Source organism: Arthrobacter crystallopoietes, assembly GCF_002849715.1.
Classification (GTDB): domain Bacteria; phylum Actinomycetota; class Actinomycetes; order Actinomycetales; family Micrococcaceae; genus Crystallibacter; species Crystallibacter crystallopoietes.
The window spans coordinates 1-25,865 of the sequence record NZ_CP018864.1; the positions used below are offsets into that span (position 1 = coordinate 1).

Genomic DNA, 25,865 nt, shown 5'->3' on the forward strand with positions numbered 1-25,865 from the left:
CGAGCCGACATCGAGGTGCCAAACCATGCCGTCGATATGGACTCTTGGGCAAGATCAGCCTGTTATCCCCGAGGTACCTTTTATCCGTTGAGCGACGGCCATTCCACAATGTGCCGCCGGATCACTAGTCCCGACTTTCGTCCCTGCTTGAGATGTCTCTCTCACAGTCAAGCTCCCTTGTGCACTTACACTCGCCACCTGATTGCCAACCAGGCTGAGGGAACCTTTGGGCGCCTCCGTTACTCTTTAGGAGGCAACCGCCCCAGTTAAACTACCCATCAGGCACTGTCCCTGACCCGGATTACGGGCCGAAGTTAGATGTCCAGAGTGACCAGAGTGGTATTTCAACGATGACTCCACCCGAACTGGCGTCCGGGCTTCACAGTCTCCCACCTATCCTACACAAGCCACACCGAACACCAATACCAAACTATAGTAAAGGTCTCGGGGTCTTTCCGTCCTGCTGCGCGTAACGAGCATCTTTACTCGTAGTGCAATTTCGCCGAGTTTATGGTTGAGACAGCGGGGAAGTCGTTACTCCATTCGTGCAGGTCGGAACTTACCCGACAAGGAATTTCGCTACCTTAGGATGGTTATAGTTACCACCGCCGTTTACTGGGCTTAAATTCTCAGCTTCGCCCCCGAAGGGGCTAACCGGTCCTCTTAACCTTCCAGCACCGGGCAGGAGTCAGTCCGTATACATCGTCTTGCGACTTCGCACGGACCTGTGTTTTTAGTAAACAGTCGCTTCCCCCTGGTCTCTGCGGCCCACACCCGCTCCACAGAGCAAGTCTGTATCACGGGGCAGGCCCCCTTCTCCCGAAGTTACGGGGGCATTTTTGCCGAGTTCCTTAACCATAATTCTCTCGATCGCCTTGGTATTCTCTACCTGATCACCTGTGTCGGTTTGGGGTACGGGCGGCTAAAACCTCGCGTCGATGCTTTTCTCGGCAGCATAGGATCACCAGATCCCCCCATACGGGGGTCCCGTCAGGTCTCAGGCTTAATGAACGGCGGATTTGCCTACCGTTCGCCCTACATCCTTGGACCGGGACTACCATCGCCCGGCCTGGCTACCTTCCTGCGTCACACCTGTTAATACGCTTACCTCCCGGTTCAGGTCCCGCGCGCCCCGCACATACTGGCCCCGAAGGGCACGGATGCACGGTTTGGACGGTTAGTATCACCGGCTCGGTATGGGCGGTTTTTCGCCGGTACGGGAATATCAACCCGTTGTCCATCGACTACGCCTGTCGGCCTCGCCTTAGGTCCCGACTTACCCAGGGCAGATTAGCTTGACCCTGGAACCCTTGATCATTCGGCGGACGGGTTTCCCACCCGTCTTTCGCTACTCATGCCTGCATTCTCACTCGTGTAGGCTCCACCGCTGGTTTCCACCGCGGCTTCACTGCCCACACGACGCTCCCCTACCCATCCACGCCCCTGAACCAAGGGAACAAGTCCCCGGCTTGGGTAATACGTGAATGCCACAACTTCGGCGGTGTACTTGAGCCCCGCTACATTGTCGGCGCGGAATCACTTGACCAGTGAGCTATTACGCACTCTTTCAAGGATGGCTGCTTCTAAGCCAACCTCCTGGTTGTCTTCGCAACTCCACATCCTTTCCCACTTAGCACACGCTTAGGGGCCTTAGTTGGTGGTCTGGGCTGTTTCCCTCTCGACTATGAAGCTTATCCCCCACAGTCTCACTGCTGCGCTCTCACTTGCCGGCATTCGGAGTTTGGCTGACGTCAGTAACCTTGTAGGGCCCATCGGCCATCCAGTAGCTCTACCTCCGGCAAGAAACACGCAACGCTGCACCTAAATGCATTTCGGGGAGAACCAGCTATCACGGAGTTTGATTGGCCTTTCACCCCTACCCACAGCTCATCCCCTCCATTTTCAACTGAAGTGGGTTCGGTCCTCCACGCGCTCTTACACGCGCTTCAACCTGGCCATGGGTAGATCACTCCGCTTCGGGTCTAGATCACGCCACTGCAACGCCCTGTTCAGACTCGCTTTCGCTACGGCTTCCCCACACGGGTTAACCTCGCGACGTAACACTAACTCGCAGGCTCATTCTTCAAAAGGCACGCCGTCACAGCTGCTAGGGCTGCTCCGACGGATTGTAAGCACACGGTTTCAGGTACTGTTTCACTCCCTCCCGGGGTACTTTTCACCTTTCCCTCACGGTACTTGTCCGCTATCGGTCATCAGGTAGTATTTAGGCTTACCAGGTGGTCCTGGCAGATTCGCACGGGATTTCTCGGGCCCCGTGCTACTTGGGATACTCTCCAAGCGGCAGCACACATTACGGTTACAGGGCTAAACACCTTCTCCGGCCGGCCTTTCAAGACCGTTCACCTATGCATCTGCACTCACTTCAGCTGTCCGGCAGAACAGCAACGGAAAGTCCCGCAACCCCGGCCATGCAACGCCCGCCGGCTATCACACATGACTCGGTTTAGCCTCATCCGCGTTCGCTCGCCACTACTAACGGAATCACTGTTGTTTTCTCTTCCTGCGGGTACTGAGATGTTTCACTTCCCCGCGTTCCCTCCACGTACCCTATGTGTTCAGATACGGGTCACCAGGTAAACACAGTGCCCCTGGCGGGGTTTCCCCATTCGGACATCCTGGGATCAAAGTTCGGTTATCAACTCCCCCAGGCTTTTCGCAGATTCCCACGTCCTTCTTCGGCTCCTGATGCCAAGGCATCCACCGTGTGCTCTTAAAAACTTGACCACAAAAGATCAAAATCAGCATTTAATATCGAGAGAACCACAGATCCAAAACAGATCCAGGTTCATCAAAATTGCTTCTTTATAAGATGCTCGCGTCCACTATGTAGTTCAAACAACAACCCCGTCGCACCCATCCCCGCACCACGGATAAACCGTGGCCCGGATAAGGACTGCGCAGGAAACCAGAAACAAACAAACACCGGCCCATTCACGAACCGGTCCCTGTTGCCTCAGGACCCAACAGTGTGCCAAACAACAACCCCCCGGACAACCCCCACACGTTCCAGGCACCCCCGCGAAGGGGACACCGTACTGGCATGGAAACCGCCAAAAGACCATCTATCCGTTGATATTCCACCCTCGAGCACCCACCGCAGAACAAACGCCTGCGCAATGGGCTCTCCTGCAAACCGCACAACCAACACTTGGGAAGGCCCTGCGAGTCTGAGGCGCTCCTTAGAAAGGAGGTGATCCAGCCGCACCTTCCGGTACGGCTACCTTGTTACGACTTAGTCCCAATCGCCGGTCCCACCTTCGACGGCTCCCTCCCACAAGGGGTTAGGCCACCGGCTTCGGGTGTTTACCAACTTTCGTGACTTGACGGGCGGTGTGTACAAGGCCCGGGAACGTATTCACCGCAGCGTTGCTGATCTGCGATTACTAGCGACTCCGACTTCATGAGGTCGAGTTGCAGACCTCAATCCGAACTGAGACCGGCTTTTTTGGGATTAGCTCCACCTCACAGTATCGCAACCCTTTGTACCGGCCATTGTAGCATGCGTGAAGCCCAAGACATAAGGGGCATGATGATTTGACGTCGTCCCCACCTTCCTCCGAGTTGACCCCGGCAGTCTCCTATGAGTCCCCGCCATAACGCGCTGGCAACATAGAACGAGGGTTGCGCTCGTTGCGGGACTTAACCCAACATCTCACGACACGAGCTGACGACAACCATGCACCACCTGTAAACCAGCCCCGAAGGGAAACCGCATTTCTGCGGCGGTCCGGTCCATGTCAAGCCTTGGTAAGGTTCTTCGCGTTGCATCGAATTAATCCGCATGCTCCGCCGCTTGTGCGGGCCCCCGTCAATTCCTTTGAGTTTTAGCCTTGCGGCCGTACTCCCCAGGCGGGGCACTTAATGCGTTAGCTACGGCGCGGAAAACGTGGAATGTCCCCCACACCTAGTGCCCAACGTTTACGGCATGGACTACCAGGGTATCTAATCCTGTTCGCTCCCCATGCTTTCGCTCCTCAGCGTCAGTTACAGCCCAGAGACCTGCCTTCGCCATCGGTGTTCCTCCTGATATCTGCGCATTTCACCGCTACACCAGGAATTCCAGTCTCCCCTACTGCACTCTAGTCTGCCCGTACCCACTGCAGACCCGGGGTTGAGCCCCGGGCTTTCACAGCAGACGCGACAAACCGCCTACGAGCTCTTTACGCCCAATAATTCCGGACAACGCTTGCGCCCTACGTATTACCGCGGCTGCTGGCACGTAGTTAGCCGGCGCTTCTTCTGCAGGTACCGTCACTTTCGCTTCTTCCCTGCTGAAAGAGGTTTACAACCCGAAGGCCGTCATCCCTCACGGCGGCGTCGCTGCATCAGGCTTTCGCCCATTGTGCAATATTCCCCACTGCTGCCTCCCGTAGGAGTCTGGGCCGTGTCTCAGTCCCAGTGTGGCCGGTCACCCTCTCAGGCCGGCTACCCGTCGTCGCCTTGGTGAGCCATTACCTCACCAACAAGCTGATAGGCCGCGAGTCCATCCAAAACCAAAAAATCTTTCCACCCACCACCATGCGGTGACAGGTCGTATCCGGTATTAGACCCGGTTTCCCAGGCTTATCCCAGAGTCAAGGGCAGGTTACTCACGTGTTACTCACCCGTTCGCCACTAATCCCCGGTGCAAGCACCGGATCATCGTTCGACTTGCATGTGTTAAGCACGCCGCCAGCGTTCGTCCTGAGCCAGGATCAAACTCTCCGTTAATGTTTACTAACAGACACAACACCGGCCCCCGGGAAAACGGGAACCAGCACTGCACTAAATTCAAACCAGGCTAAAAAACATCGCGGCACACCACGGAGGCGGTGCCCCACGACAATAATTCAACCAATAAAATAATTGGTATCAACAAACTTGGCACACTATTGAGTTCTCAAACAACAGGAGCACCCGGCACCAGTCGGACCCTTCTTCAAGGCCCTCCATCGCTCCGGAGCAACTTTTCAAATTTACCCGATCCTGCAGCAGTTCGCAAATCGCCTTCCGGCTGATTCCTACTGCAACCACGGTCCCCGCAACCTCATCCGCACGGTAAATCGAACCGTTTGAAAGTGATTGTTTTGAAGGGGTTGGCCTCCCTGCCTGCTAAGCGCTTTCGCTTCCTAGCTGCGGTGGCTTGGAAGACATTACACGCCTTCGCGGACCACCGCAAATCCGCCTCCGGGGACAGCGCCGGCTGCCGCGGAAAACCGCGGATCCACGCGGATCTTCCCGCTCCCGGATCCGCGGCGACGGCCCCGGCCGGCCGCGCACCGAACAGGCACGGCAGCAAAACCAAGTCCATCATCCGAACACGGAACCGGCGGCAAAGCCCCGTCCGCAGCACGGCCGGTGTGGCCAAGCACTCAAACGCCCGCCGGGCTCCCCTGCCCGCATCCGTCCGGAATCCGCGCGGACCTCCCGCCGCCAGAACGCTACCGGAACCCCGCAGGGAAAAGTGTGCTTAAAATCCAACACCAGCCGGCACTTCGCGCTGCGCACCAGCCGGTCCCACGGCCGGCAGGACCGCCACCTGCATGCCGGAGCGGAACCAGGCCGCGCCGGCCACCGGCAGCACCCGGGCCAGGACGCCGGCACGGCGCCAGCGCCCCGCGGCAGGAGCACCGGAATCCCGGGCCCGGCCCGACCCCGACGGAGCAGCTGCAGCCCCGCGGCGGGAGCCGGCACCAGGCCTGCAGCCAGGACACCGGAACGGCGTTGAGGTTATGCAGGTTGGCGTGGTTTCCGGCAACGGGCCTTAAATGGGTGAAGGGCTCCACCGTCATGGTGGAGCCCTTCACGCTCAAAAGATGTCGGCGGTGACCTACTCTCCCACACCCCCCGGGTGCAGTACCATCGGCGCTGTGGGTCTTAGCTTCCGGGTTCGGAATGGGACCGGGCGTTTCCCCCACGCTATGACCGCCGTAACCCTTGCCACCCCGGTTCCGGCCCGCGCGGGCGGACGGAAGGGGTGAAACTTCGGTTACATCAGTTCATTCTTGGACTGTATGCAATTGTGGTGTTCCCTGGGACGTTTGTTGTCCGGGAACCACATAGTGGACGCGATGCAAGTATCTTTTCCTTCCCCTGTGTATTGCCGTGGAACCGTTTGAAGTCGGTCGACGGCCAGGGAAGTGTGTGGTGTAAGTTATCGGGCCTATTAGTAACCGGTCAGCTTCACAGGTCTTTAGTCCTGCTTCCACATCCGGCCTATCAACCCCAGTGGTCTGGCTGGGGGCCTCCCACACCTCGAGGGTGTTGGAAATCTATCTTGAAGCCGGCTTCCCGCTTAGATGCTTTTCAGCGGTTATCCAATCGAACGTAGCTAATCAGCGATGCACTTGCAGTACAACTGACACACCAGAGGTTCGTCGTCCCGGTCCTCTCGTACTAAGGACAGACCTTCTCAAATTTCCTGCGCGCGCAGCGGATAGGGACCGAACTGTCTCACGACGTTCTAAACCCAGCTCGCGTACCGCTTTAATGGGCGAACAGCCCAACCCTTGGGACCTACCCAGCCCCAGGATGCGACGAGCCGACATCGAGGTGCCAAACCATGCCGTCGATATGGACTCTTGGGCAAGATCAGCCTGTTATCCCCGAGGTACCTTTATCCGTTGAGCGACGGCCATTCCACAATGTGCCGCCGGATCACTAGTCCCGACTTTCGTCCCTGCTTGAGATGTCTCTCTCACAGTCAAGCTCCCTTGTGCACTTACACTCGCCACCTGATTGCCAACCAGGCTGAGGGAACCTTTGGGCGCCTCCGTTACTCTTTAGGAGGCAACCGCCCCAGTTAAACTACCCATTCAGGCACTGTCCCTGACCCGGATTACGGGCCGAAGTTAGATGTCCAGAGTGACCAGAGTGGTATTTCAACGATGACTCCACCCGAACTGGCGTCCGGGCTTCACAGTCTCCCACCTATCTACACAAGCCACACCGAACACCAATACCAAACTATAGTAAAGGTCTCGGGGTCTTTCCGTCCTGCTGCGCGTAACGAGCATCTTTACTCGTAGTGCAATTTCGCCGAGTTTATGGTTGAGACAGCGGGGAAGTCGTTACTCCATTCGTGCAGGTCGGAACTTACCCGACAGGAATTTCGCTACCTTAGGATGGTTATAGTTACCACCGCCGTTTTATGGGGCTTAAATTCTCAGCTTCGCCCCCGAAGGGGCTAACCGGTCCTCTTAACCTTCCAGCACCGGGCAGGAGTCAGTCCGTATACATCGTCTTGCGACTTCGCACGGACCTGTGTTTTTAGTAAACAGTCGCTTCCCCCTGGTCTCTGCGGCCCCACCCGCTCCACAGAGCAAGTCTGTATCACGGGGCAGGCCCCCCTTCTCCCGAAGTTACGGGGCATTTTGCCGAGTTCCTTAACCATAATTCTCTCGATCGCCTTGGTATTCTCTACCTGATCACCTGTGTCGGTTTGGGGTACGGGCGGCTAAAACCTCGCGTCGATGCTTTTCTCGGCAGCATAGGATCACCAGATCCCCCCATACGGGGGTCCCGTCAGGTCTCAGGCTTAATGAACGGCGGATTTGCCTACCGTTCGCCCTACATCCTTGGACCGGGACTACCATCGCCCGGCCTGGCTACCTTCCTGCGTCACACCTGTTAATACGCTTACCTCCCGGTTCAGGTCCCGCGCGCCCCGCACATACTGGCCCCGAAGGGCACGGATGCACGGTTTGGACGGTTAGTATCACCGGCTCGGTATGGGCGGTTTTTCGCCGGTACGGGAATATCAACCCGTTGTCCATCGACTACGCCTGTCGGCCTCGCCTTAGGTCCCGACTTACCCAGGGCAGATTAGCTTGACCCTGGAACCCTTGATCATTCGGCGGACGGGTTTCCCACCCGTCTTTCGCTACTCATGCCTGCATTCTCACTCGTGTAGGCTCCACCGCTGGTTTCCACCGCGGCTTCACTGCCCACACGACGCTCCCTACCCATCCACGCCCCTGAACCAAGGGAACAAGTCCCCGGCTTGGGTAATACGTGAATGCCACAACTTCGGCGGTGTACTTGAGCCCCGCTACATTGTCGGCGCGGAATCACTTGACCAGTGAGCTATTACGCACTCTTTCAAGGATGGCTGCTTCTAAGCCAACCTCCTGGTTGTCTTCGCAACTCCACATCCTTTCCCACTTAGCACACGCTTAGGGGCCTTAGTTGGTGGTCTGGGCTGTTTCCCTCTCGACTATGAAGCTTATCCCCCACAGTCTCACTGCTGCGCTCTCACTTGCCGGCATTCGGAGTTTGGCTGACGTCAGTAACCTTGTAGGGCCCATCGGCCATCCAGTAGCTCTACCTCCGGCAAGAAACACGCAACGCTGCACCTAAATGCATTTCGGGGAGAACCAGCTATCACGGAGTTTGATTGGCCTTTCACCCCTACCCACAGCTCATCCCCTCCATTTTCAACTGAAGTGGGTTCGGTCCTCCACGCGCTCTTACACGCGCTTCAACCTGGCCATGGGTAGATCACTCCGCTTCGGGTCTAGATCACGCCACTGCAACGCCCTGTTCAGACTCGCTTTCGCTACGGCTTCCCCACACGGGTTAACCTCGCGACGTAACACTAACTCGCAGGCTCATTCTTCAAAAGGCACGCCGTCACAGCTGCTAGGGCTGCTCCGACGGATTGTAAGCACACGGTTTCAGGTACTGTTTCACTCCCCTCCGGGGTACTTTTCACCTTTCCCTCACGGTACTTGTCCGCTATCGGTCATCAGGTAGTATTTAGGCTTACCAGGTGGTCCTGGCAGATTCGCACGGGATTTCTCGGGCCCCGTGCTACTTGGGATACTCTCCAAGCGGCAGCACACATTACGGTTACAGGGCTAACACCTTCTCCGGCCGGCCTTTCAAGACCGTTCACCTATGCATCTGCACTCACTTCAGCTGTCCGGCAGAACAGCAACGGAAAGTCCCGCAACCCCGGCCATGCAACGCCCGCCGGCTATCACACATGACTCGGTTTAGCCTCATCCGCGTTCGCTCGCCACTACTAACGGAATCACTGTTGTTTTCTCTTCCTGCGGGTACTGAGATGTTTCACTTCCCCGCGTTCCCTCCACGTACCCTATGTGTTCAGATACGGGTCACCAGGTAACACAAGTGCCCCTGGCGGGGTTTCCCCATTCGGACATCCTGGGATCAAAGTTCGGTTATCAACTCCCCCAGGCTTTTCGCAGATTCCCACGTCCTTCTTCGGCTCCTGATGCCAAGGCATCCACCGTGTGCTCTAAAAACTTGACCACAAAAGATCAAAATCAGCATTTAATATCGAGAGAACCACAGATCCAAAACAGATCCAGGTTCATCAAAATTGCTTCTTTATAAGATGCTCGCGTCCACTATGTAGTTCTCAAACAACCCCCGTCGCACCCATCCCCGCACCACGGATAAACCGTGGCCCGGATAAGGACTGCGCAGGAAACCAGAAACAAACAAACACCGGCCCATTCACGAACCGGTCCCTGTTGCCTCAGGACCCAACAGTGTGCCAAACAACAACCCCCCGGACAACCCCCACACGTTCCAGGCACCCCCGCGAAGGGGACACCGTACTGGCATGGAAACCGCCAAAAGACCATCTATCCGTTGATATTCCACCCTCGAGCACCCACCGCAGAACAAACGCCTGCGCAATGGGCTCTCCTGCAAACCGCACAACCAACACTTGGGAAGGCCCTGCGAGTCTGAGGCGCTCCTTAGAAAGGAGGTGATCCAGCCGCACCTTCCGGTACGGCTACCTTTTACGACTTAGTCCCAATCGCCGGTCCCACCTTCGACGGCTCCCTCCCACAAGGGGTTAGGCCACCGGCTTCGGGTGTTACCAACTTTCGTGACTTGACGGGCGGTGTGTACAAGGCCCGGGAACGTATTCACCGCAGCGTTGCTGATCTGCGATTACTAGCGACTCCGACTTCATGAGGTCGAGTTGCAGACCTCAATCCGAACTGAGACCGGCTTTTTGGGATTAGCCCACCTCACAGTATCGCAACCCTTTGTACCGGCCATTGTAGCATGCGTGAAGCCCAAGACATAAGGGGCATGATGATTTGACGTCGTCCCCACCTTCCTCCGAGTTGACCCCGGCAGTCTCCTATGAGTCCCCGCCATAACGCGCTGGCAACATAGAACGAGGGTTGCGCTCGTTGCGGGACTTAACCCAACATCTCACGACACGAGCTGACGACAACCATGCACCACCTGTAAACCAGCCCCGAAGGGAAACCGCATTTCTGCGGCGGTCCGGTCCATGTCAAGCCTTGGTAAGGTTCTTCGCGTTGCATCGAATTAATCCGCATGCTCCGCCGCTTGTGCGGGCCCCCGTCAATTCCTTTGAGTTTTAGCCTTGCGGCCGTACTCCCCAGGCGGGGCACTTAATGCGTTAGCTACGGCGCGGAAAACGTGGAATGTCCCCCACACCTAGTGCCCAACGTTTACGGCATGGACTACCAGGGTATCTAATCCTGTTCGCTCCCCATGCTTTCGCTCCTCAGCGTCAGTTACAGCCCAGAGACCTGCCTTCGCCATCGGTGTTCCTCCTGATATCTGCGCATTTCACCGCTACACCAGGAATTCCAGTCTCCCCTACTGCACTCTAGTCTGCCCGTACCCACTGCAGACCCGGGGTTGAGCCCCGGGCTTTCACAGCAGACGCGACAAACCGCCTACGAGCTCTTTACGCCCAATAATTCCGGACAACGCTTGCGCCCTACGTATTACCGCGGCTGCTGGCACGTAGTTAGCCGGCGCTTCTTCTGCAGGTACCGTCACTTTCGCTTCTTCCCTGCTGAAAGAGGTTTACAACCCGAAGGCCGTCATCCCTCACGCGGCGTCGCTGCATCAGGCTTTCGCCCATTGTGCAATATTCCCCACTGCTGCCTCCCGTAGGAGTCTGGGCCGTGTCTCAGTCCCAGTGTGGCCGGTCACCCTCTCAGGCCGGCTACCCGTCGTCGCCTTGGTGAGCCATTACCTCACCAACAAGCTGATAGGCCGCGAGTCCATCCAAAACCAAAAAATCTTTCCACCCACCACCATGCGGTGACAGGTCGTATCCGGTATTAGACCCGGTTTCCCAGGCTTATCCCAGAGTCAAGGGCAGGTTACTCACGTGTTACTCACCCGTTCGCCACTAATCCCCGGTGCAAGCACCGGATCATCGTTCGACTTGCATGTGTTAAGCACGCCGCCAGCGTTCGTCCTGAGCCAGGATCAAACTCTCCGTTAATGTTTACTAACAGACACAACACCGGCCCCCGGGAAAACGGGAACCAGCACTGCACTAAATTCAAACCAGGCTAAAAAACATCGCGGCACACCACGGAGGCGGTGCCCCACGACAATAATTCAACCAATAAAATAATTGGTATCAACAAACTTGGCACACTATTGAGTTCTCAAACAACAGGAGCACCCGGCACCAGTCGGACCCTTCTTCAAGGCCCTCCATCGCTCCGGAGCAACTTTTCAAATTTACCCGATCCTGCAGCAGTTCGCAAATCGCCTTCCGGCTGATTCCTACTGCAACCACGGTCCCCGCAACCTCATCCGCACGGTAAATCGAACCGTTTGAAAGTGATTGTTTTGAAGGGGTTGGCCTCCCTGCCTGCTAAGCGCTTTCGCTTCCTAGCTGCGGTGGCTTGGAAGACATTACACGCCTTCGCGGACCACCGCAAATCCGCCTCCGGGGACAGCGCCGGCTGCCGCGGAAAACCGCGGATCCACGCGGATCTTCCCGCTCCCGGATCCGCGGCGACGGCCCCGGCCGGCCGCGCACCGAACAGGCACGGCAGCAAAACCAAGTCCATCATCCCGAACACGGAACCGGCGGCAAAGCCCCGTCCGCAGCACGGCCGGTGTGGCCAAGCACTCAAACGCCCGCGGCTCCCCTGCCCGCATCCGTCCGGAATCCGCGCGGACCTCCCGCCGCCAGAACGCTACCGGAACCCCGCAGGGAAAAGTGTGCTTAAAATCCAACACCAGCCGGCACTTCGCGCTGCGCACCAGCCGGTCCCACGGCCGGCAGGACCGCCACCTGCATGCCGGAGCGGAACCAGGCCGCGCGGCCACCGGCAGCACCCGGGCCAGGACGCCGGCACGGCGCCAGCGCCCCGCGGCAGGAGCACCGGAATCCCGGGCCCGGCCCGACCCCGACGGAGCAGCTGCAGCCCCGCGGCGGGAGCCGGCACGCAGGCCTGCAGCCAGGACACCGGAACGGCGTTGAGGTTATGCAGGTTGGCGTGGTTTCCGGCAACGGGCCTTAAATGGGTGAAGGGCTCCACCGTCATGGTGGAGCCCTTCACGCTCAAAAGATGTCCGGCGGTGACCTACTCTCCCACACCCTCCCGGGTGCAGTACCATCGGCGCTGTGGGTCTTAGCTTCCGGGTTCGGAATGGGACCGGGCGTTTCCCCCACGCTATGACCGCCGTAACCCTTGCCACCCCGGTTCCGGCCCGCGCGGGCGGACGGAAGGGGTGAAACCTTCGGTTACATCAGTTCATTCTTGGACTGTATGCAATTGTGGTGTTCCCTGGGACGTTTGTTGTCCGGGAACCACATAGTGGACGCGATGCAAGTATCTTTTCCTTCCCCTGTGTATTGCCGTGGAACCGTTTGAAGTCGGTTCGACGGCCAGGGAAGTGTGTGGTGTAAGTTATCGGCCTATTAGTACCGGTCAGCTTCACAGGTCTTTAGTCCCTGCTTCCACATCCGGCCTATCAACCCAGTGGTCTGGCTGGGGGCCTCCCACACCTCGAGGGTGTATGGAAATCTCATCTTGAAGCCGGCTTCCCGCTTAGATGCTTTCAGCGGTTATCCAATCCGAACGTAGCTAATCAGCGATGCACTTGGCAGTACAACTGACACACCAGAGGTTCGTCCGTCCCGGTCCTCTCGTACTAAGGACAGACCTTCTCAAATTTCCTGCGCGCGCAGCGGATAGGGACCGAACTGTCTCACGACGTTCTAAACCCAGCTCGCGTACCGCTTTAATGGGCGAACAGCCCAACCCTTGGGACCTACTCCAGCCCCAGGATGCGACGAGCCGACATCGAGGTGCCAAACCATGCCGTCGATATGGACTCTTGGGCAAGATCAGCCTGTTATCCCCGAGGTACCTTTTATCCGTTGAGCGACGGCCATTCCACAATGTGCCGCCGGATCACTAGTCCCGACTTTCGTCCCTGCTTGAGATGTCTCTCTCACAGTCAAGCTCCCTTGTGCACTTACACTCGCCACCTGATTGCCAACCAGGCTGAGGGAACCTTTGGGCGCCTCCGTTACTCTTTAGGAGGCAACCGCCCCAGTTAAACTACCCATCAGGCACTGTCCCTGACCCGGATTACGGGCCGAAGTTAGATGTCCAGAGTGACCAGAGTGGTATTTCAACGATGACTCCACCCGAACTGGCGTCCGGGCTTCACAGTCTCCCACCTATCCTACACAAGCCACACCGAACACCAATACCAAACTATAGTAAAGGTCTCGGGGTCTTTCCGTCCTGCTGCGCGTAACGAGCATCTTTACTCGTAGTGCAATTTCGCCGAGTTTATGGTTGAGACAGCGGGGAAGTCGTTACTCCATTCGTGCAGGTCGGAACTTACCCGACAAGGAATTTCGCTACCTTAGGATGGTTATAGTTACCACCGCCGTTTACTGGGGCTTAAATCTCAGCTTCGCCCCCGAAGGGGCTAACCGGTCCTCTTAACCTTCCAGCACCGGGCAGGAGTCAGTCCGTATACATCGTCTTGCGACTTCGCACGGACCTGTGTTTTTAGTAAACAGTCGCTTCCCCCTGGTCTCTGCGGCCCACACCCGCTCCACAGAGCAAGTCTGTATCACGGGGCAGGCCCCCCTTCTCCCGAAGTTACGGGGGCATTTTGCCGAGTTCCTTAACCATAATTCTCTCGATCGCCTTGGTATTCTCTACCTGATCACCTGTGTCGGTTTGGGGTACGGGCGGCTAAAACCTCGCGTCGATGCTTTTCTCGGCAGCATAGGATCACCAGATCCCCCCATACGGGGGTCCCGTCAGGTCTCAGGCTTAATGAACGGCGGATTTGCCTACCGTTCGCCCTACATCCTTGGACCGGGACTACCATCGCCCGGCCTGGCTACCTTCCTGCGTCACACCTGTTAATACGCTTACCTCCCCGGTTCAGGTCCCGCGCCCCGCACATACTGGCCCCGAAGGGCACGGATGCACGGTTTGGACGGTTAGTATCACCGGCTCGGTATGGGCGGTTTTTCGCCGGTACGGGAATATCAACCCGTTGTCCATCGACTACGCCTGTCGGCCTCGCCTTAGGTCCCGACTTACCCAGGGCAGATTAGCTTGACCCTGGAACCCTTGATCATTCGGCGGACGGGTTTCCCACCCGTCTTTCGCTACTCATGCCTGCATTCTCACTCGTGTAGGCTCCACCGCTGGTTTCCACCGCGGCTTCACTGCCCACACGACGCTCCCCTACCCATCCACGCCCCTGAACCAAGGGAACAAGTCCCCGGCTTGGGTAATACGTGAATGCCACAACTTCGGCGGTACTTGAGCCCCGCTACATTGTCGGCGCGGAATCACTTGACCAGTGAGCTATTACGCACTCTTTCAAGGATGGCTGCTTCTAAGCCAACCTCCTGGTTGTCTTCGCAACTCCACATCCTTTCCCACTTAGCACACGCTTAGGGGCCTTAGTTGGTGGTCTGGGCTGTTTCCCTCTCGACTATGAAGCTTATCCCCCACAGTCTCACTGCTGCGCTCTCACTTGCCGGCATTCGGAGTTTGGCTGACGTCAGTAACCTTGTAGGGCCCATCGGCCATCCAGTAGCTCTACCTCCGGCAAGAAACACGCAACGCTGCACCTAAATGCATTTCGGGGAGAACCAGCTATCACGGAGTTTGATTGGCCTTTCACCCCTACCCACAGCTCATCCCCTCCATTTTCAACTGAAGTGGGTTCGGTCCTCCACGCGCTCTTACACGCGCTTCAACCTGGCCATGGGTAGATCACTCCGCTTCGGGTCTAGATCACGCCACTGCAACGCCCTGTTCAGACTCGCTTTCGCTACGGCTTCCCCACACGGGTTAACCTCGCGACGTAACACTAACTCGCAGGCTCATTCTTCAAAAGGCACGCCGTCACAGCTGCTAGGGCTGCTCCGACGGATTGTAAGCACACGGTTTCAGGTACTGTTTCACTCCCCTCCCGGGGTACTTTTCACCTTTCCCTCACGGTACTTGTCCGCTATCGGTCATCAGGTAGTATTTAGGCTTACCAGGTGGTCCTGGCAGATTCGCACGGGATTTCTCGGCCCCGTGCTACTTGGGATACTCTCCAAGCGGCAGCACACATTACGGTTACAGGGCTAACACCTTCTCCGGCCGGCCTTTCAAGACCGTTCACCTATGCATCTGCACTCACTTCAGCTGTCCGGCAGAACAGCAACGGAAAGTCCCGCAACCCCGGCCATGCAACGCCCGCCGGCTATCACACATGACTCGGTTTAGCCTCATCCGCGTTCGCTCGCCACTACTAACGGAATCACTGTTGTTTTCTCTTCCTGCGGGTACTGAGATGTTTCACTTCCCCGCGTTCCCTCCACGTACCCTATGTGTTCAGATACGGGTCACCAGGTAACACAAGTGCCCCTGGCGGGGTTTCCCCATTCGGACATCCTGGGATCAAAGTTCGGTTATCAACTCCCCCAGGCTTTTCGCAGATTCCCACGTCCTTCTTCGGCTCCTGATGCCAAGGCATCCACCGTGTGCTCTTAAAAACTTGACCACAAAAGATCAAAATCAGCATTTAATATCGAGAACCACAGATCCAAAACAGATCCAGGTTCATCAAAATTGCTTCTTTATAAGATGCTCGCGTCCACTATGTAGTTCTCAAACAACAACCCCGTCGCACCCATCCCCGCACCACGGATAAACCGTGGCCCGGATAAGGACTGCGCAGGAAACCAGAAACAAACAAACACCGGCCCATTCACGAACCGGTCCCTGTTGCCTCAGGACCCAACAGTGTGCCAAACAACAACCCCCCGGACAACCCCCACACGTTCCAGGCACCCCCGCGAAGGGGACACCGTACTGGCATGGAAACCGCCAAAAGACCATCTATCCGTTGATATTCCACCCTCGAGCACCCACCGCAGAACAAACGCCTGCGCAATGGGCTCTCCTGCAAACCGCACAACCAACACTTGGGAAGGCCCTGCGAGTCTGAGGCGCTCCTTAGAAAGGAGGTGATCCAGCCGCACCTTCCGGTACGGCTACCTTGTTACGACTTAGTCCCAATCGCCGGTCCCACCTTCGACGGCTCCCTCCCACAAGGGGTTAGGCCACCGGCTTCGGGTGTTACCAACTTTCGTGACTTGACGGGCGGTGTGTACAAGGCCCGGGAACGTATTCACCGCAGCGTTGCTGATCTGCGATTACTAGCGACTCCGACTTCATGAGGTCGAGTTGCAGACCTCAATCCGAACTGAGACCGGCTTTTTGGGATTAGCTCCACCTCACAGTATCGCAACCCTTTGTACCGGCCATTGTAGCATGCGTGAAGCCCAAGACATAAGGGGCATGATGATTTGACGTCGTCCCCACCTTCCTCCGAGTTGACCCGGCAGTCTCCTATGAGTCCCCGCCATAACGCGCTGGCAACATAGAACGAGGGTTGCGCTCGTTGCGGGACTTAACCCAACATCTCACGACACGAGCTGACGACAACCATGCACCACCTGTAAACCAGCCCCGAAGGGAAACCGCATTTCTGCGGCGGTCCGGTCCATGTCAAGCCTTGGTAAGGTTCTTCGCGTTGCATCGAATTAATCCGCATGCTCCGCCGCTTGTGCGGGCCCCCGTCAATTCCTTTGAGTTTTAGCCTTGCGGCCGTACTCCCCAGGCGGGGCACTTAATGCGTTAGCTACGGCGCGGAAAACGTGGAATGTCCCCCACACCTAGTGCCCAACGTTTACGGCATGGACTACCAGGGTATCTAATCCTGTTCGCTCCCCATGCTTTCGCTCCTCAGCGTCAGTTACAGCCCAGAGACCTGCCTTCGCCATCGGTGTTCCTCCTGATATCTGCGCATTTCACCGCTACACCAGGAATTCCAGTCTCCCCTACTGCACTCTAGTCTGCCCGTACCCACTGCAGACCCGGGGTTGAGCCCCGGGCTTTCACAGCAGACGCGACAAACCGCCTACGAGCTCTTTACGCCCAATAATTCCGGACAACGCTTGCGCCCTACGTATTACCGCGGCTGCTGGCACGTAGTTAGCCGGCGCTTCTTCTGCAGGTACCGTCACTTTCGCTTCTTCCCTGCTGAAAGAGGTTTACAACCCGAAGGCCGTCATCCCTCACGCGGCGTCGCTGCATCAGGCTTTCGCCATTGTGCAATATTCCCCACTGCTGCCTCCCGTAGGAGTCTGGGCCGTGTCTCCAGTCCCAGTGTGGCCGGTCACCCTCTCAGGCCGGCTACCCGTCGTCGCCTTGGTGAGCCATTACCTCACCAACAAGCTGATAGGCGCGAGTCCATCCAAAACCAAAAAATCTTTCCACCCACCACCATGCGGTGACAGGTCGTATCCGGTATTAGACCCGGTTTCCCAGGCTTATCCCAGATCAAGGGCAGGTTACTCACGTGTTACTCACCCGTTCGCCACTAATCCCCGGTGCAAGCACCGGATCATCGTTCGACTGCATGTGTTAAGCACGCCGCCAGCGTTCGTCCTGAGCCAGGATCAAACTCTCCGTTAATGTTTACTAACAGACACAACACCGGCCCCGGGAAAACGGGAACCAGCACTGCCACTAAATTCAAACCAGGCTAAAAAACATCGCGGCACACCACGGAGGCGGTGCCCCACGACAATAATTCAACCAATAAATAATTGGTATCAACAAACTGGCACACTATTGATTCTCAAACAACAGGAGCACCCGGCACCAGTCGGACCCTTCTTCAAGGCCCTCCATCGCTCCGGAGCAACTTTTCAAATTTACCCGATCCTGCAGCAGTTCGCAAATCGCCTTCCGGCTGATTCCTACTGCAACCACGGTCCCCGCAACCTCATCCGCACGGTAAATCGAACCGTTTGAAATGATTGTTTTGAAGGGGTTGGCCTCCCTGCCTGCTAAGCGCTTTCGCTTCCTAGCTGCGGTGGCTTGGAAGACATTACACGCCTTCGCGGACCACCGCAAATCCGCCTCCGGGGACAGCGCCGGCTGCCGCGGAAAACCGCGGATCCACGCGGATCTTCCCCGCTCCCGGATCCGCGGCGACGGCCCCGGCCGGCCGCGCACCGAACAGGCACGGCAGCAAAACCAAGTCCATCAATCCCGAACACGGAACCGGCGGCAAAGCCCCGTCCGCAGCACGGCCGGTGTGGCCAAGCACTCAAACGCCCCGCGCTCCCCTGCCCGCATCCGTCCGGAATCCGCGCGGACCTCCCGCCGCCAGAACGCTACCGGAACCCCGCAGGGAAAAGTGTGCTTAAAATCCAACACCAGCCGGCACTTCGCGCTGCGCACCAGCCGGTCCCACGCCGGCAGGACCGGCCACCTGCATGCCGGAGCGGAACCAGGCCGCGCCGGCCACCGGCAGCACCCGGGCCAGGACGCCGGCACGGCGCCAGCGCCCCGCGGCAGGAGCACCGGAATCCCGGGCCCGGCCCGACCCCGACGGAGCAGCTGCAGCCCGCGGCGGGAGCCGGCACGCAGGCCTGCAGCCAGGACACCGGAACGGCGTTGAGGTTATGCAGGTTGGCGTGGTTTCCGGCAACGGGCCTTAAATGGGTGAAGGGCTCCACCGTCATGGTGGAGCCCTTCACGCTCAAAAGAGTTCCGGCGGTGACCTACTCTCCCACACCCTCCGGGTGCAGTACCATCGGCGCTGTGGGTCTTAGCTTCCGGGTTCGGAATGGGACCGGGCGTTTCCCCCACGCTATGACCGCCGTAACCCTTGCCACCCCGGTTCCGGCCCGCGCGGGGCGGACGGAAGGGGTGAAACCTTCGGTTACATCAGTTCATTCTTGGACTGTATGCAATTGTGGTGTTCCCTGGGACGTTTGTTGTCCGGGAACCACATAGTGGACGCGATGCAAGTATCTTTTCCTTCCCCTGTGTATTGCGTGGAACCGTTTGAAGTCGGTTCGACGGCCAGGGAAGTGTGTGGTGTAAGTTATCGGCCTATTAGTACCGGTCAGCTTCACAGGTCTTTAGTCCCTGCTTCCACATCCGGCCTATCAACCCAGTGGTCTGGCTGGGGGCCTCCCACCACCTCGAGGGTGTATGGAAATCTCATCTGAAGCCGGCTTCCCGCTTAGATGCTTTCAGCGGTTATCCAATCCGAACGTAGCTAATCAGCGATGCACTTGGCAGTACAACTGACACACCAGAGGTTCGTCCGTCCCGGTCCTCTCGTACTAAGGACAGACCTTCTCAAATTTCCTGCGCGCGCAGCGGATAGGGACCGAACTGTCTCACGACGTTCTAAACCCCAGCTCGCGTACCGCTTTAATGGGCGAACAGCCCAACCCTTGGACCTACTCCAGCCCCAGGATGCGACGAGCCGACATCGAGGTGCCAAACCATGCCGTCGATATGGACTCTTGGGGCAAGATCAGCCTGTTATCCCGAGGTACCTTTTTATCCGTTGAGCGACGGCCATTCCACAATGTGCCGCCGGATCACTAGTCCCGACTTTCGTCCCCTGCTTGAGATGTCTCCTCTCACAGTCAAGCTCCCTTGTGCACTTACACTCGCCACCTGATTGCCAACCAGGCTGAGGGAACCTTTGGCGCCTCCGTTACTCTTTAGGAGGCAACCGCCCCAGTTAAACTACCCATCAGGCACTGTCCCTGACCCGGATTACGGGCCGAAGTTAGATGTCCAGAGTGACCAGAGTGTATTCAACGATGACTCCACCCGAACTGGCGTCCGGGCTTCACAGTCTCCCACCTATCCTACACAAGCCACACCGGAACACCAATACCAAACTATAGTAAAGGTCTCGGGGTCTTTCCGTCCTGCTGCGCGTAACGAGCATCTTTACTCGTAGTGCAATTTCGCCGAGTTTATGGTTGAGACAGCGGGAAGTCGTTACTCCATTCGTGCAGGTCGGAACTTACCCGACAAGGAATTTCGCTACCTTAGGATGGTTATAGTTACCACCGCCGTTTTTACTGGGGCTTAAATTCTCAGCTTCGCCCCCGAAGGGCCTAAACCGGTCCTCTTAACCTTCCACACCGGGCAGGAGTCAGTCCGTATACATCGTCTTGCGACTTCGCACGGACCTGTGTTTTTAGTAACAGTCGCTTCCCCCTGGTCTCTGCGGCCCACACCCGCTCCACAGAGCAAGTCTGTATCACGGGGCAGGCCCCCCTTCTCCCGAAGTTACGGGGGCATTTTGCCGAGTTCCTTAACCATAATTCTCTCGATCGCCTTGGTATTCTCTACCTGATCACCTGTGTCGGTTTGGGGTACGGGCGGCTAAAACCTCGCGTCGATGCTTTTCTCGGCAGCATAGGATCACCAGATCCCCCCATACGGGGGTCCCGTCAGGTCTCAGGCTTAATGAACGGCGGATTTGCCTACCGTTCGCCCTACATCCTTGGACCGGGACTACCATCGCCCGGCCTGGCTACCTTCCTGCGTCACACCTGTTAATACGCTTACCTCCCCGGTTCAGGTCCCGCGCGCCCCGCACATACTGGCCCCGAAGGGCACGGATGCACGGTTTGGACGGTTAGTATCACCGGCTCGGTATGGGCGGTTTTTCGCCGGTACGGGAATATCAACCCGTTGTCCATCGACTACGCCTGTCGGCCTCGCCTTAGGTCCCGACTTACCCAGGGCAGATTAGCTTGACCCTGGAACCCTTGATCATTCGGCGGACGGGTTTCCCACCCGTCTTTCGCTACTCATGCCTGCATTCTCACTCGTGTAGGCTCCACCGCTGGTTTCCACCGCGGCTTCACTGCCCACACGACGCTCCCCTACCCATCCACGCCCCTGAACCAAGGGAACAAGTCCCCGGCTTGGGTAATACGTGAATGCCACAACTTCGGCGGTGTACTTGAGCCCCGCTACATTGTCGGCGCGGAATCACTGACCAGTGAGCTATTACGCACTCTTTCAAGGATGGCTGCTCTAAGCCAACCTCCTGGTTGTCTTCGCAACTCCACATCCTTTCCACTTAGCACACGCTTAGGGGCCTTAGTTGGTGGTCTGGGCTGTTTCCCTCTCGACTATGAAGCTTATCCCCCACAGTCTCACTGCTGCGCTCTCACTTGCCGGGCATTCGGAGTTTGGCTGACGTCAGTAACCTTGTAGGGCCCATCGGCCATCCAGTAGCTCTACCTCCGGCAAGAAACACGCAACGCTGCACCTAAATGCATTTTCGGGGAGAACCAGCTATCACGGAGTTTGATTGGCCTTTCACCCCTACCCACAGCTCATCCCCTCCATTTTCAACTGAAGTGGGTTCGGTCCTCCACGCGCTCTTCACGCGCTTCAACCTGGCCATGGGTAGATCACTCCGCTTCGGGTCTAGATCACGCCACTGCAACGCCCTGTTCAGACTCGCTTTCGCGTACGGCTTCCCCACACGGGTTAACCTCGCGACGTAACACTAACTCGCAGGCTCATTCTTCAAAAGGCACGCCGTCACAGCTGCTAGGGCTGCTCCGACGGATTGTAAGCACACGGTTTCAGGTACTGTTTCACTCCCTCCCGGGGTACTTTTCACCTTTCCCTCACCGGTACTTGTCCGCTATCGGTCATCAGGTAGTATTTAGGCTTACCAGGTGGTCCTGGGCAGATTCGCACGGGGATTTCTCGGGCCCCGTGCTACTTGGGATACTCTCCAAGCGGCAGCACACATTACGGTTACAGGGCTAACACCTTCTCCGGCCGCCTTTCAAGACGTTCACTCTATGCATCTGCACTCACTTCAGCTGTCCGGCAGAACAGCAACGGAAAGTCCCGCAACCCCCGGCCATGCAACGCCCGCCGGCTATCACACATGACTCGGTTTAGCCTCATCCGCGTTCGCTCGCCACTACTAACGGAATCACTGTTGTTTTCTCTTCCTGCGGGTACTGAGATGTTTCACTTCCCCGCGTTCCCTCCACGTACCCTATGTGTTCAGATCGGGTCACCAGGTAACACAAGTGCCCCTGGCGGGGTTTCCCCATTCGGACATCCTGGGATCAAAGTTCGGTTATCAACTCCCCCAGGCTTTTCGCAGATTCCCACGTCCTTCTTCGGCTCCTGATGCCAAGGCATCCACCGTGTGCTCTTAAAAACTTGACCACAAAAGATCAAACATCAGCATTTAATATCGAGAGAACCACAGATCCAAAACAGATCCAGGTTCATCAAAATTGCTTCTTTATAAGATGCTCGCGTCCACTATGTTAGTTCTCAAACAACAACCCCGTCGCACCCATCCCCGCACCACGGATAAACCGTGGCCCGGATAAGGACTGCGCAGGAAACCAGAAACAAACAAAACACCGGCCCATTCACGAACCGGTCCCTGTTGCCTCAGGACCCCAACAGTGTGCCAACAACAACCCCCCGGACAACCCCCACACGTTCCAGGCACCCCCGCGAAGGGGACACCGTACTGGCATGGAAACCGCCAAAAGACCATCTATCCGTTGATATTCCACCCTCGAGCACCCACCGCAGAACAAACGCCTGCGCAATGGGCTCTCCTGCAAACCGCACAACCAACACTTGGAAGGCCCTGCGAGTCTGAGGCGCTCCTTAGAAAGGAGGTGATCCAGCCGCACCTTCCGGTACGGCTACCTTGTTACGACTTAGTCCCAATCGCCGGTCCCACCTTCGACGGCTCCCTCCCACAAGGGGTTAGGCCACCGGCTTCGGGTGTTACCAACTTTCGTGACTTGACGGGCGGTGTGTACAAGGCCCGGGAACGTATTCACCGCAGCGTTGCTGATCTGCGATTACTAGCGACTCCGACTTCATGAGGTCGAGTTGCAGACCTCAATCCGAACTGAGACCGGCTTTTTGGGATTAGCTCCACCTCACAGTATCGCAACCCTTTGTACCGGCCATTGTAGCATGCGTGAAGCCCAAGACATAAGGGGCATGATGATTTGACGTCGTCCCCACCTTCCTCCGAGTTGACCCCGGCAGTCTCCTATGAGTCCCCGCCATAACGCGCTGGCAACATAGAACGAGGGTTTGCGCTCGTTGCGGGACTTAACCCAACATCTCACGACACGAGCTGACGACAACCATGCACCACCTGTAAACCAGCCCCGAAGGGAAACCGCATTTCTGCGGCGGTCCGGTCCATGTCAAGCCTTGGTAAGGTTCTTCGCGTTGCATCGAATTAATCCGCATGCTCCGCCGCTTGTGCGGGCCCCCGTCAATTCCTTTGAGTTTTAGCCTTGCGGCCGTACTCCCCAGCGGGGCACTTAATGCGTTAGCTACGGCGCGGAAAACGTGGAATGTCCCCCACACCTAGTGCCCAACGTTTACGGCATGGACTACCAGGGTATCTAATCCTGTTCGCTCCCCATGCTTTCGCTCCTCAGCGTCAGTTACAGCCCAGAGACCTGCCTTCGCCATCGGTGTTCCTCCTGATATCTGCGCATTTCACCGCTACACCAGGAATTCCAGTCTCCCCTACTGCACTCTAGTCTGCCCGTACCCACTGCAGACCCGGGGTTGAGCCCCGGGCTTTCACAGCAGACGCGACAAACCGCCTACGAGCTCTTTACGCCCAATAATTCCGGACAACGCTTGCGCCCTACGTATTACCGCGGCTGCTGGCACGTAGTTAGCCGGCGCTTCTTCTGCAGGTACCGTCACTTTCGCTTCTTCCCTGCTGAAAGAGGTTTACAACCCGAAGGCCGTCATCCCTCACGCGGCGTCGCTGCATCAGGCTTTCGCCCATTGTGCAATATTCCCCACTGCTGCCTCCCGTAGGAGTCTGGGCCGTGTCTCAGTCCCAGTGTGGCCGGTCACCCTCTCAGGCCGGCTACCCGTCGTCGCCTTGGTGAGCCATTACCTCACCAACAAGCTGATAGGCCGCGAGTCCATCCAAAACCAAAAAATCTTTCCACCCACCACCATGCGGTGACAGGTCGTATCCGGTATTAGACCCGGTTTCCCAGGCTTATCCCAGAGTCAAGGGCAGGTTACTCACGTGTTACTCACCCGTTCGCCACTAATCCCCGGTGCAAGCACCGGATCATCGTTCGACTTGCATGTGTTAAGCACGCCGCCAGCGTTCGTCCTGAGCCAGGATCAAACTCTCCCGTTAATGTTTACTAACAGACACAACACCGGCCCCCGGGGAAAACGGGAACCAGCACTGCACTAAATTCAAACCAGGCTAAAAAAACATCGCGGCACACCACGGAGGCGGTGCCCCACGACAATAATTCAACCAATAAAATAATGGTATCAACAAACTTGGCACACTATTGAGTTCTCAAACAACAGGAGCACCCGGCACCAGTCGGACCTTCCTTCAAGGCCCTCCATCGCTCCGGAGCAACTTTTCAAATTTACCCGATCCTGCAGCAGTTCGCAAATCGCCTTCCGGCCTGATTCCTACTGCAACCACGGTCCCCGCAACCTCATCCGCACGGTAAATCGAACCGTTTGAAAGTGATTGTTTTGAAGGGGTTGGCCTCCCTGCCTGCTAAGCGCTTTCGCTCCTAGCTGCGGTGGCTTGGAAGACATTACACGCCTTCGCGGACCACCGCAAATCCGCCTCCGGGACAGCGCCGGCTGCCGCGGGAAAACCGCGGGATCCACGCGGATTTCCCGCTCCCGGATCCGCGGCGACGGCCCCGGCCGGCCGCCGCACCGAACAGGCACGGCAGCAAAACCAAGTCCATCATCCCGAACACGGAACCGGCGGCAAAGCCCCGTCCGCAGCACGGCCGGTGTGGCCAAGCACTCAAACGCCCGCGGCTCCCCTGCCCGCATTCCGTCCGGAATCCGCGCGGACCCTCCGCCGCCAGAACGCTACCCGGAACCCCGCAGGGAAAAGTGTGCTTAAATCCAACACCAGCCGGCACTTCGCGCTGCGCACCAGCCGGTCCCACGGCCGGCAGGACCGCCACCTGCATGCCGGAGCGGAACCAGGCCGCGCCGGCCACCGGCAGCACCCGGGCCAGGACGCCGGCACGGCGCCAGCGCCCCGCGGCAGGAGCACCGGAATCCCGGGCCCGGCCCGACCCCGACGGAGCAGCTGCAGCCCGCGGGCGGGAGCCGGCACGCAGGCCTGCAGCCAGGACACCGGAACGGCCGTTGAGGTTATGCAGCGTTGGCGTGGTTTCCGGCAACGGGCCTTAAAATGGCGTGAAGGGCTCCACCGTCATGGTGGAGCCCTTCACGCTCAAAAGATGTCCGGCGGTGACCTACTCTCCCACACCCTCCCGGGTGCAGTACCATCGGCGCTGTGGGTCTTAGCTTCCGGGTTCGGAATGGGACCGGGCGTTTCCCCCACGCTATGACCGCCGTAACCCTTGCCACCCCGGTTCCGGCCCCGCGGGCGGACGGAAGGGGTGAAACCTTCGGTTACATCAGTTCATTCTTGGACTGTATGCAATTGTGGTGTTCCCTGGGACGTTTGTTGTCCGGGAACCACATAGTGGACGCGATGCAAGTATCTTTTCCTTCCCCTGTGTATTGCCGTGGAACCGTTTGAAGTCGGTTCGACGGCCAGGGAAGTGTGTGGTGTAAGTTATCGGCCTATTAGTACCGGTCAGCTTCACAGGTCTTTAGTCCCTGCTTCCACATCCGGCCTATCAACCCAGTGGTCTGGCTGGGGGCCTCCCACAC

At 57.7% G+C, this 25,865-nt stretch carries 4 protein-coding genes and 12 rRNA genes; 3 read left to right on the plus strand and 13 right to left on the minus strand.

All coding sequences use genetic code 11. The features are described from left to right. Window positions 1-2,745, minus strand: a 23S ribosomal RNA gene (locus AC20117_RS21935). 459 nt (window positions 2,746-3,204) lie between these two features. Further along, window positions 3,205-4,731: ribosomal RNA gene (locus tag AC20117_RS21940) — 16S ribosomal RNA — on the minus strand. Between the two features lie 812 nt (window positions 4,732-5,543). Between AC20117_RS21940 and AC20117_RS21945 the strand changes: the two genes are divergently transcribed. Beyond that, window positions 5,544-5,768: a hypothetical protein gene (locus AC20117_RS21945; protein ID WP_101632767.1), complete on the plus strand. Its 225-nt coding sequence runs from the start codon at window positions 5,544-5,546 to the stop codon at window positions 5,766-5,768. Window positions 5,769-5,817: 49 nt separating this feature from the next. Here AC20117_RS21945 and rrf (AC20117_RS21950) read toward each other — a convergent pair. The 3 genes from rrf (AC20117_RS21950) to AC20117_RS21960 form a co-directional block, all read right to left on the minus strand. Then, window positions 5,818-5,933: ribosomal RNA gene (rrf, locus tag AC20117_RS21950) — 5S ribosomal RNA — on the minus strand. Window positions 5,934-6,144: 211 nt separating this feature from the next. Then, a 23S ribosomal RNA gene (locus AC20117_RS21955) occupies window positions 6,145-9,276 on the minus strand. A gap of 459 nt (window positions 9,277-9,735) precedes the next feature. Continuing rightward, window positions 9,736-11,257 (minus strand): 16S ribosomal RNA (locus tag AC20117_RS21960). 630 nt (window positions 11,258-11,887) lie between these two features. On the opposite strand from AC20117_RS21960, the gene AC20117_RS21965 reads away from it, so the two are divergent. Further along, window positions 11,888-12,253 carry a hypothetical protein gene (locus AC20117_RS21965; RefSeq protein WP_101632768.1) on the plus strand — a complete coding sequence of 122 codons (366 nt, stop codon included), beginning with the start codon at window positions 11,888-11,890 and terminating at the stop codon, window positions 12,251-12,253. 90 nt (window positions 12,254-12,343) lie between these two features. On the opposite strand, the gene rrf (AC20117_RS21970) is transcribed toward AC20117_RS21965, so the two are convergent. From rrf (AC20117_RS21970) to AC20117_RS23465, 4 genes are all read right to left on the minus strand, one after another. Continuing rightward, a 5S ribosomal RNA gene (rrf, locus tag AC20117_RS21970) occupies window positions 12,344-12,460 on the minus strand. 213 nt (window positions 12,461-12,673) lie between these two features. Continuing rightward, window positions 12,674-15,810: ribosomal RNA gene (locus AC20117_RS21975) — 23S ribosomal RNA — on the minus strand. Between the two features lie 459 nt (window positions 15,811-16,269). Beyond that, window positions 16,270-17,789: ribosomal RNA gene (locus AC20117_RS21980) — 16S ribosomal RNA — on the minus strand. 418 nt (window positions 17,790-18,207) lie between these two features. Continuing rightward, the gene (locus AC20117_RS23465; RefSeq protein WP_158300507.1) at window positions 18,208-18,366 is read right to left on the minus strand and encodes a hypothetical protein; all 159 of its coding nucleotides are present in this window, start codon (window positions 18,364-18,366) and stop codon (window positions 18,208-18,210) included. 232 nt (window positions 18,367-18,598) lie between these two features. Here AC20117_RS23465 and AC20117_RS21985 point away from each other — a divergent pair, with 232 nt between their 5' ends. Further along, complete coding sequence (locus AC20117_RS21985) at window positions 18,599-18,823, plus strand: hypothetical protein (RefSeq protein ID WP_101632769.1); 225 nt, start codon at window positions 18,599-18,601, stop codon at window positions 18,821-18,823. A gap of 50 nt (window positions 18,824-18,873) precedes the next feature. Here the strand turns inward: AC20117_RS21985 and rrf (AC20117_RS21990) are convergent. From rrf (AC20117_RS21990) to rrf (AC20117_RS22010), 4 genes are all read right to left on the minus strand, one after another. Beyond that, window positions 18,874-18,989: ribosomal RNA gene (gene rrf, locus AC20117_RS21990) — 5S ribosomal RNA — on the minus strand. A 213-nt stretch (window positions 18,990-19,202) separates the two neighbouring features. Next, window positions 19,203-22,346: ribosomal RNA gene (locus AC20117_RS21995) — 23S ribosomal RNA — on the minus strand. Between the two features lie 463 nt (window positions 22,347-22,809). Continuing rightward, window positions 22,810-24,333: ribosomal RNA gene (locus AC20117_RS22000) — 16S ribosomal RNA — on the minus strand. Window positions 24,334-25,428: 1,095 nt separating this feature from the next. Beyond that, window positions 25,429-25,545: ribosomal RNA gene (rrf, locus tag AC20117_RS22010) — 5S ribosomal RNA — on the minus strand. The 16S, 23S and 5S rRNA genes sit together here, the layout of an rRNA operon. Window positions 25,546-25,865 lie beyond the last annotated feature (320 nt).

Bases quoted from the DNA above. Each gene is read 5' to 3' on its own strand.
- AC20117_RS21945 (WP_101632767.1), top strand. From the start codon at position 5,544: ATGCCGGAGCGGAACCAGGCCGCGCCGGCCACCGGCAGCACCCGGGCC.
- AC20117_RS23465 (WP_158300507.1), bottom strand. From the start codon at position 18,366: ATGGACTTGGTTTTGCTGCCGTGCCTGTTCGGTGCGCGGCCGGCCGGG.
- AC20117_RS21985 (WP_101632769.1), top strand. From the start codon at position 18,599: ATGCCGGAGCGGAACCAGGCCGCGCCGGCCACCGGCAGCACCCGGGCC.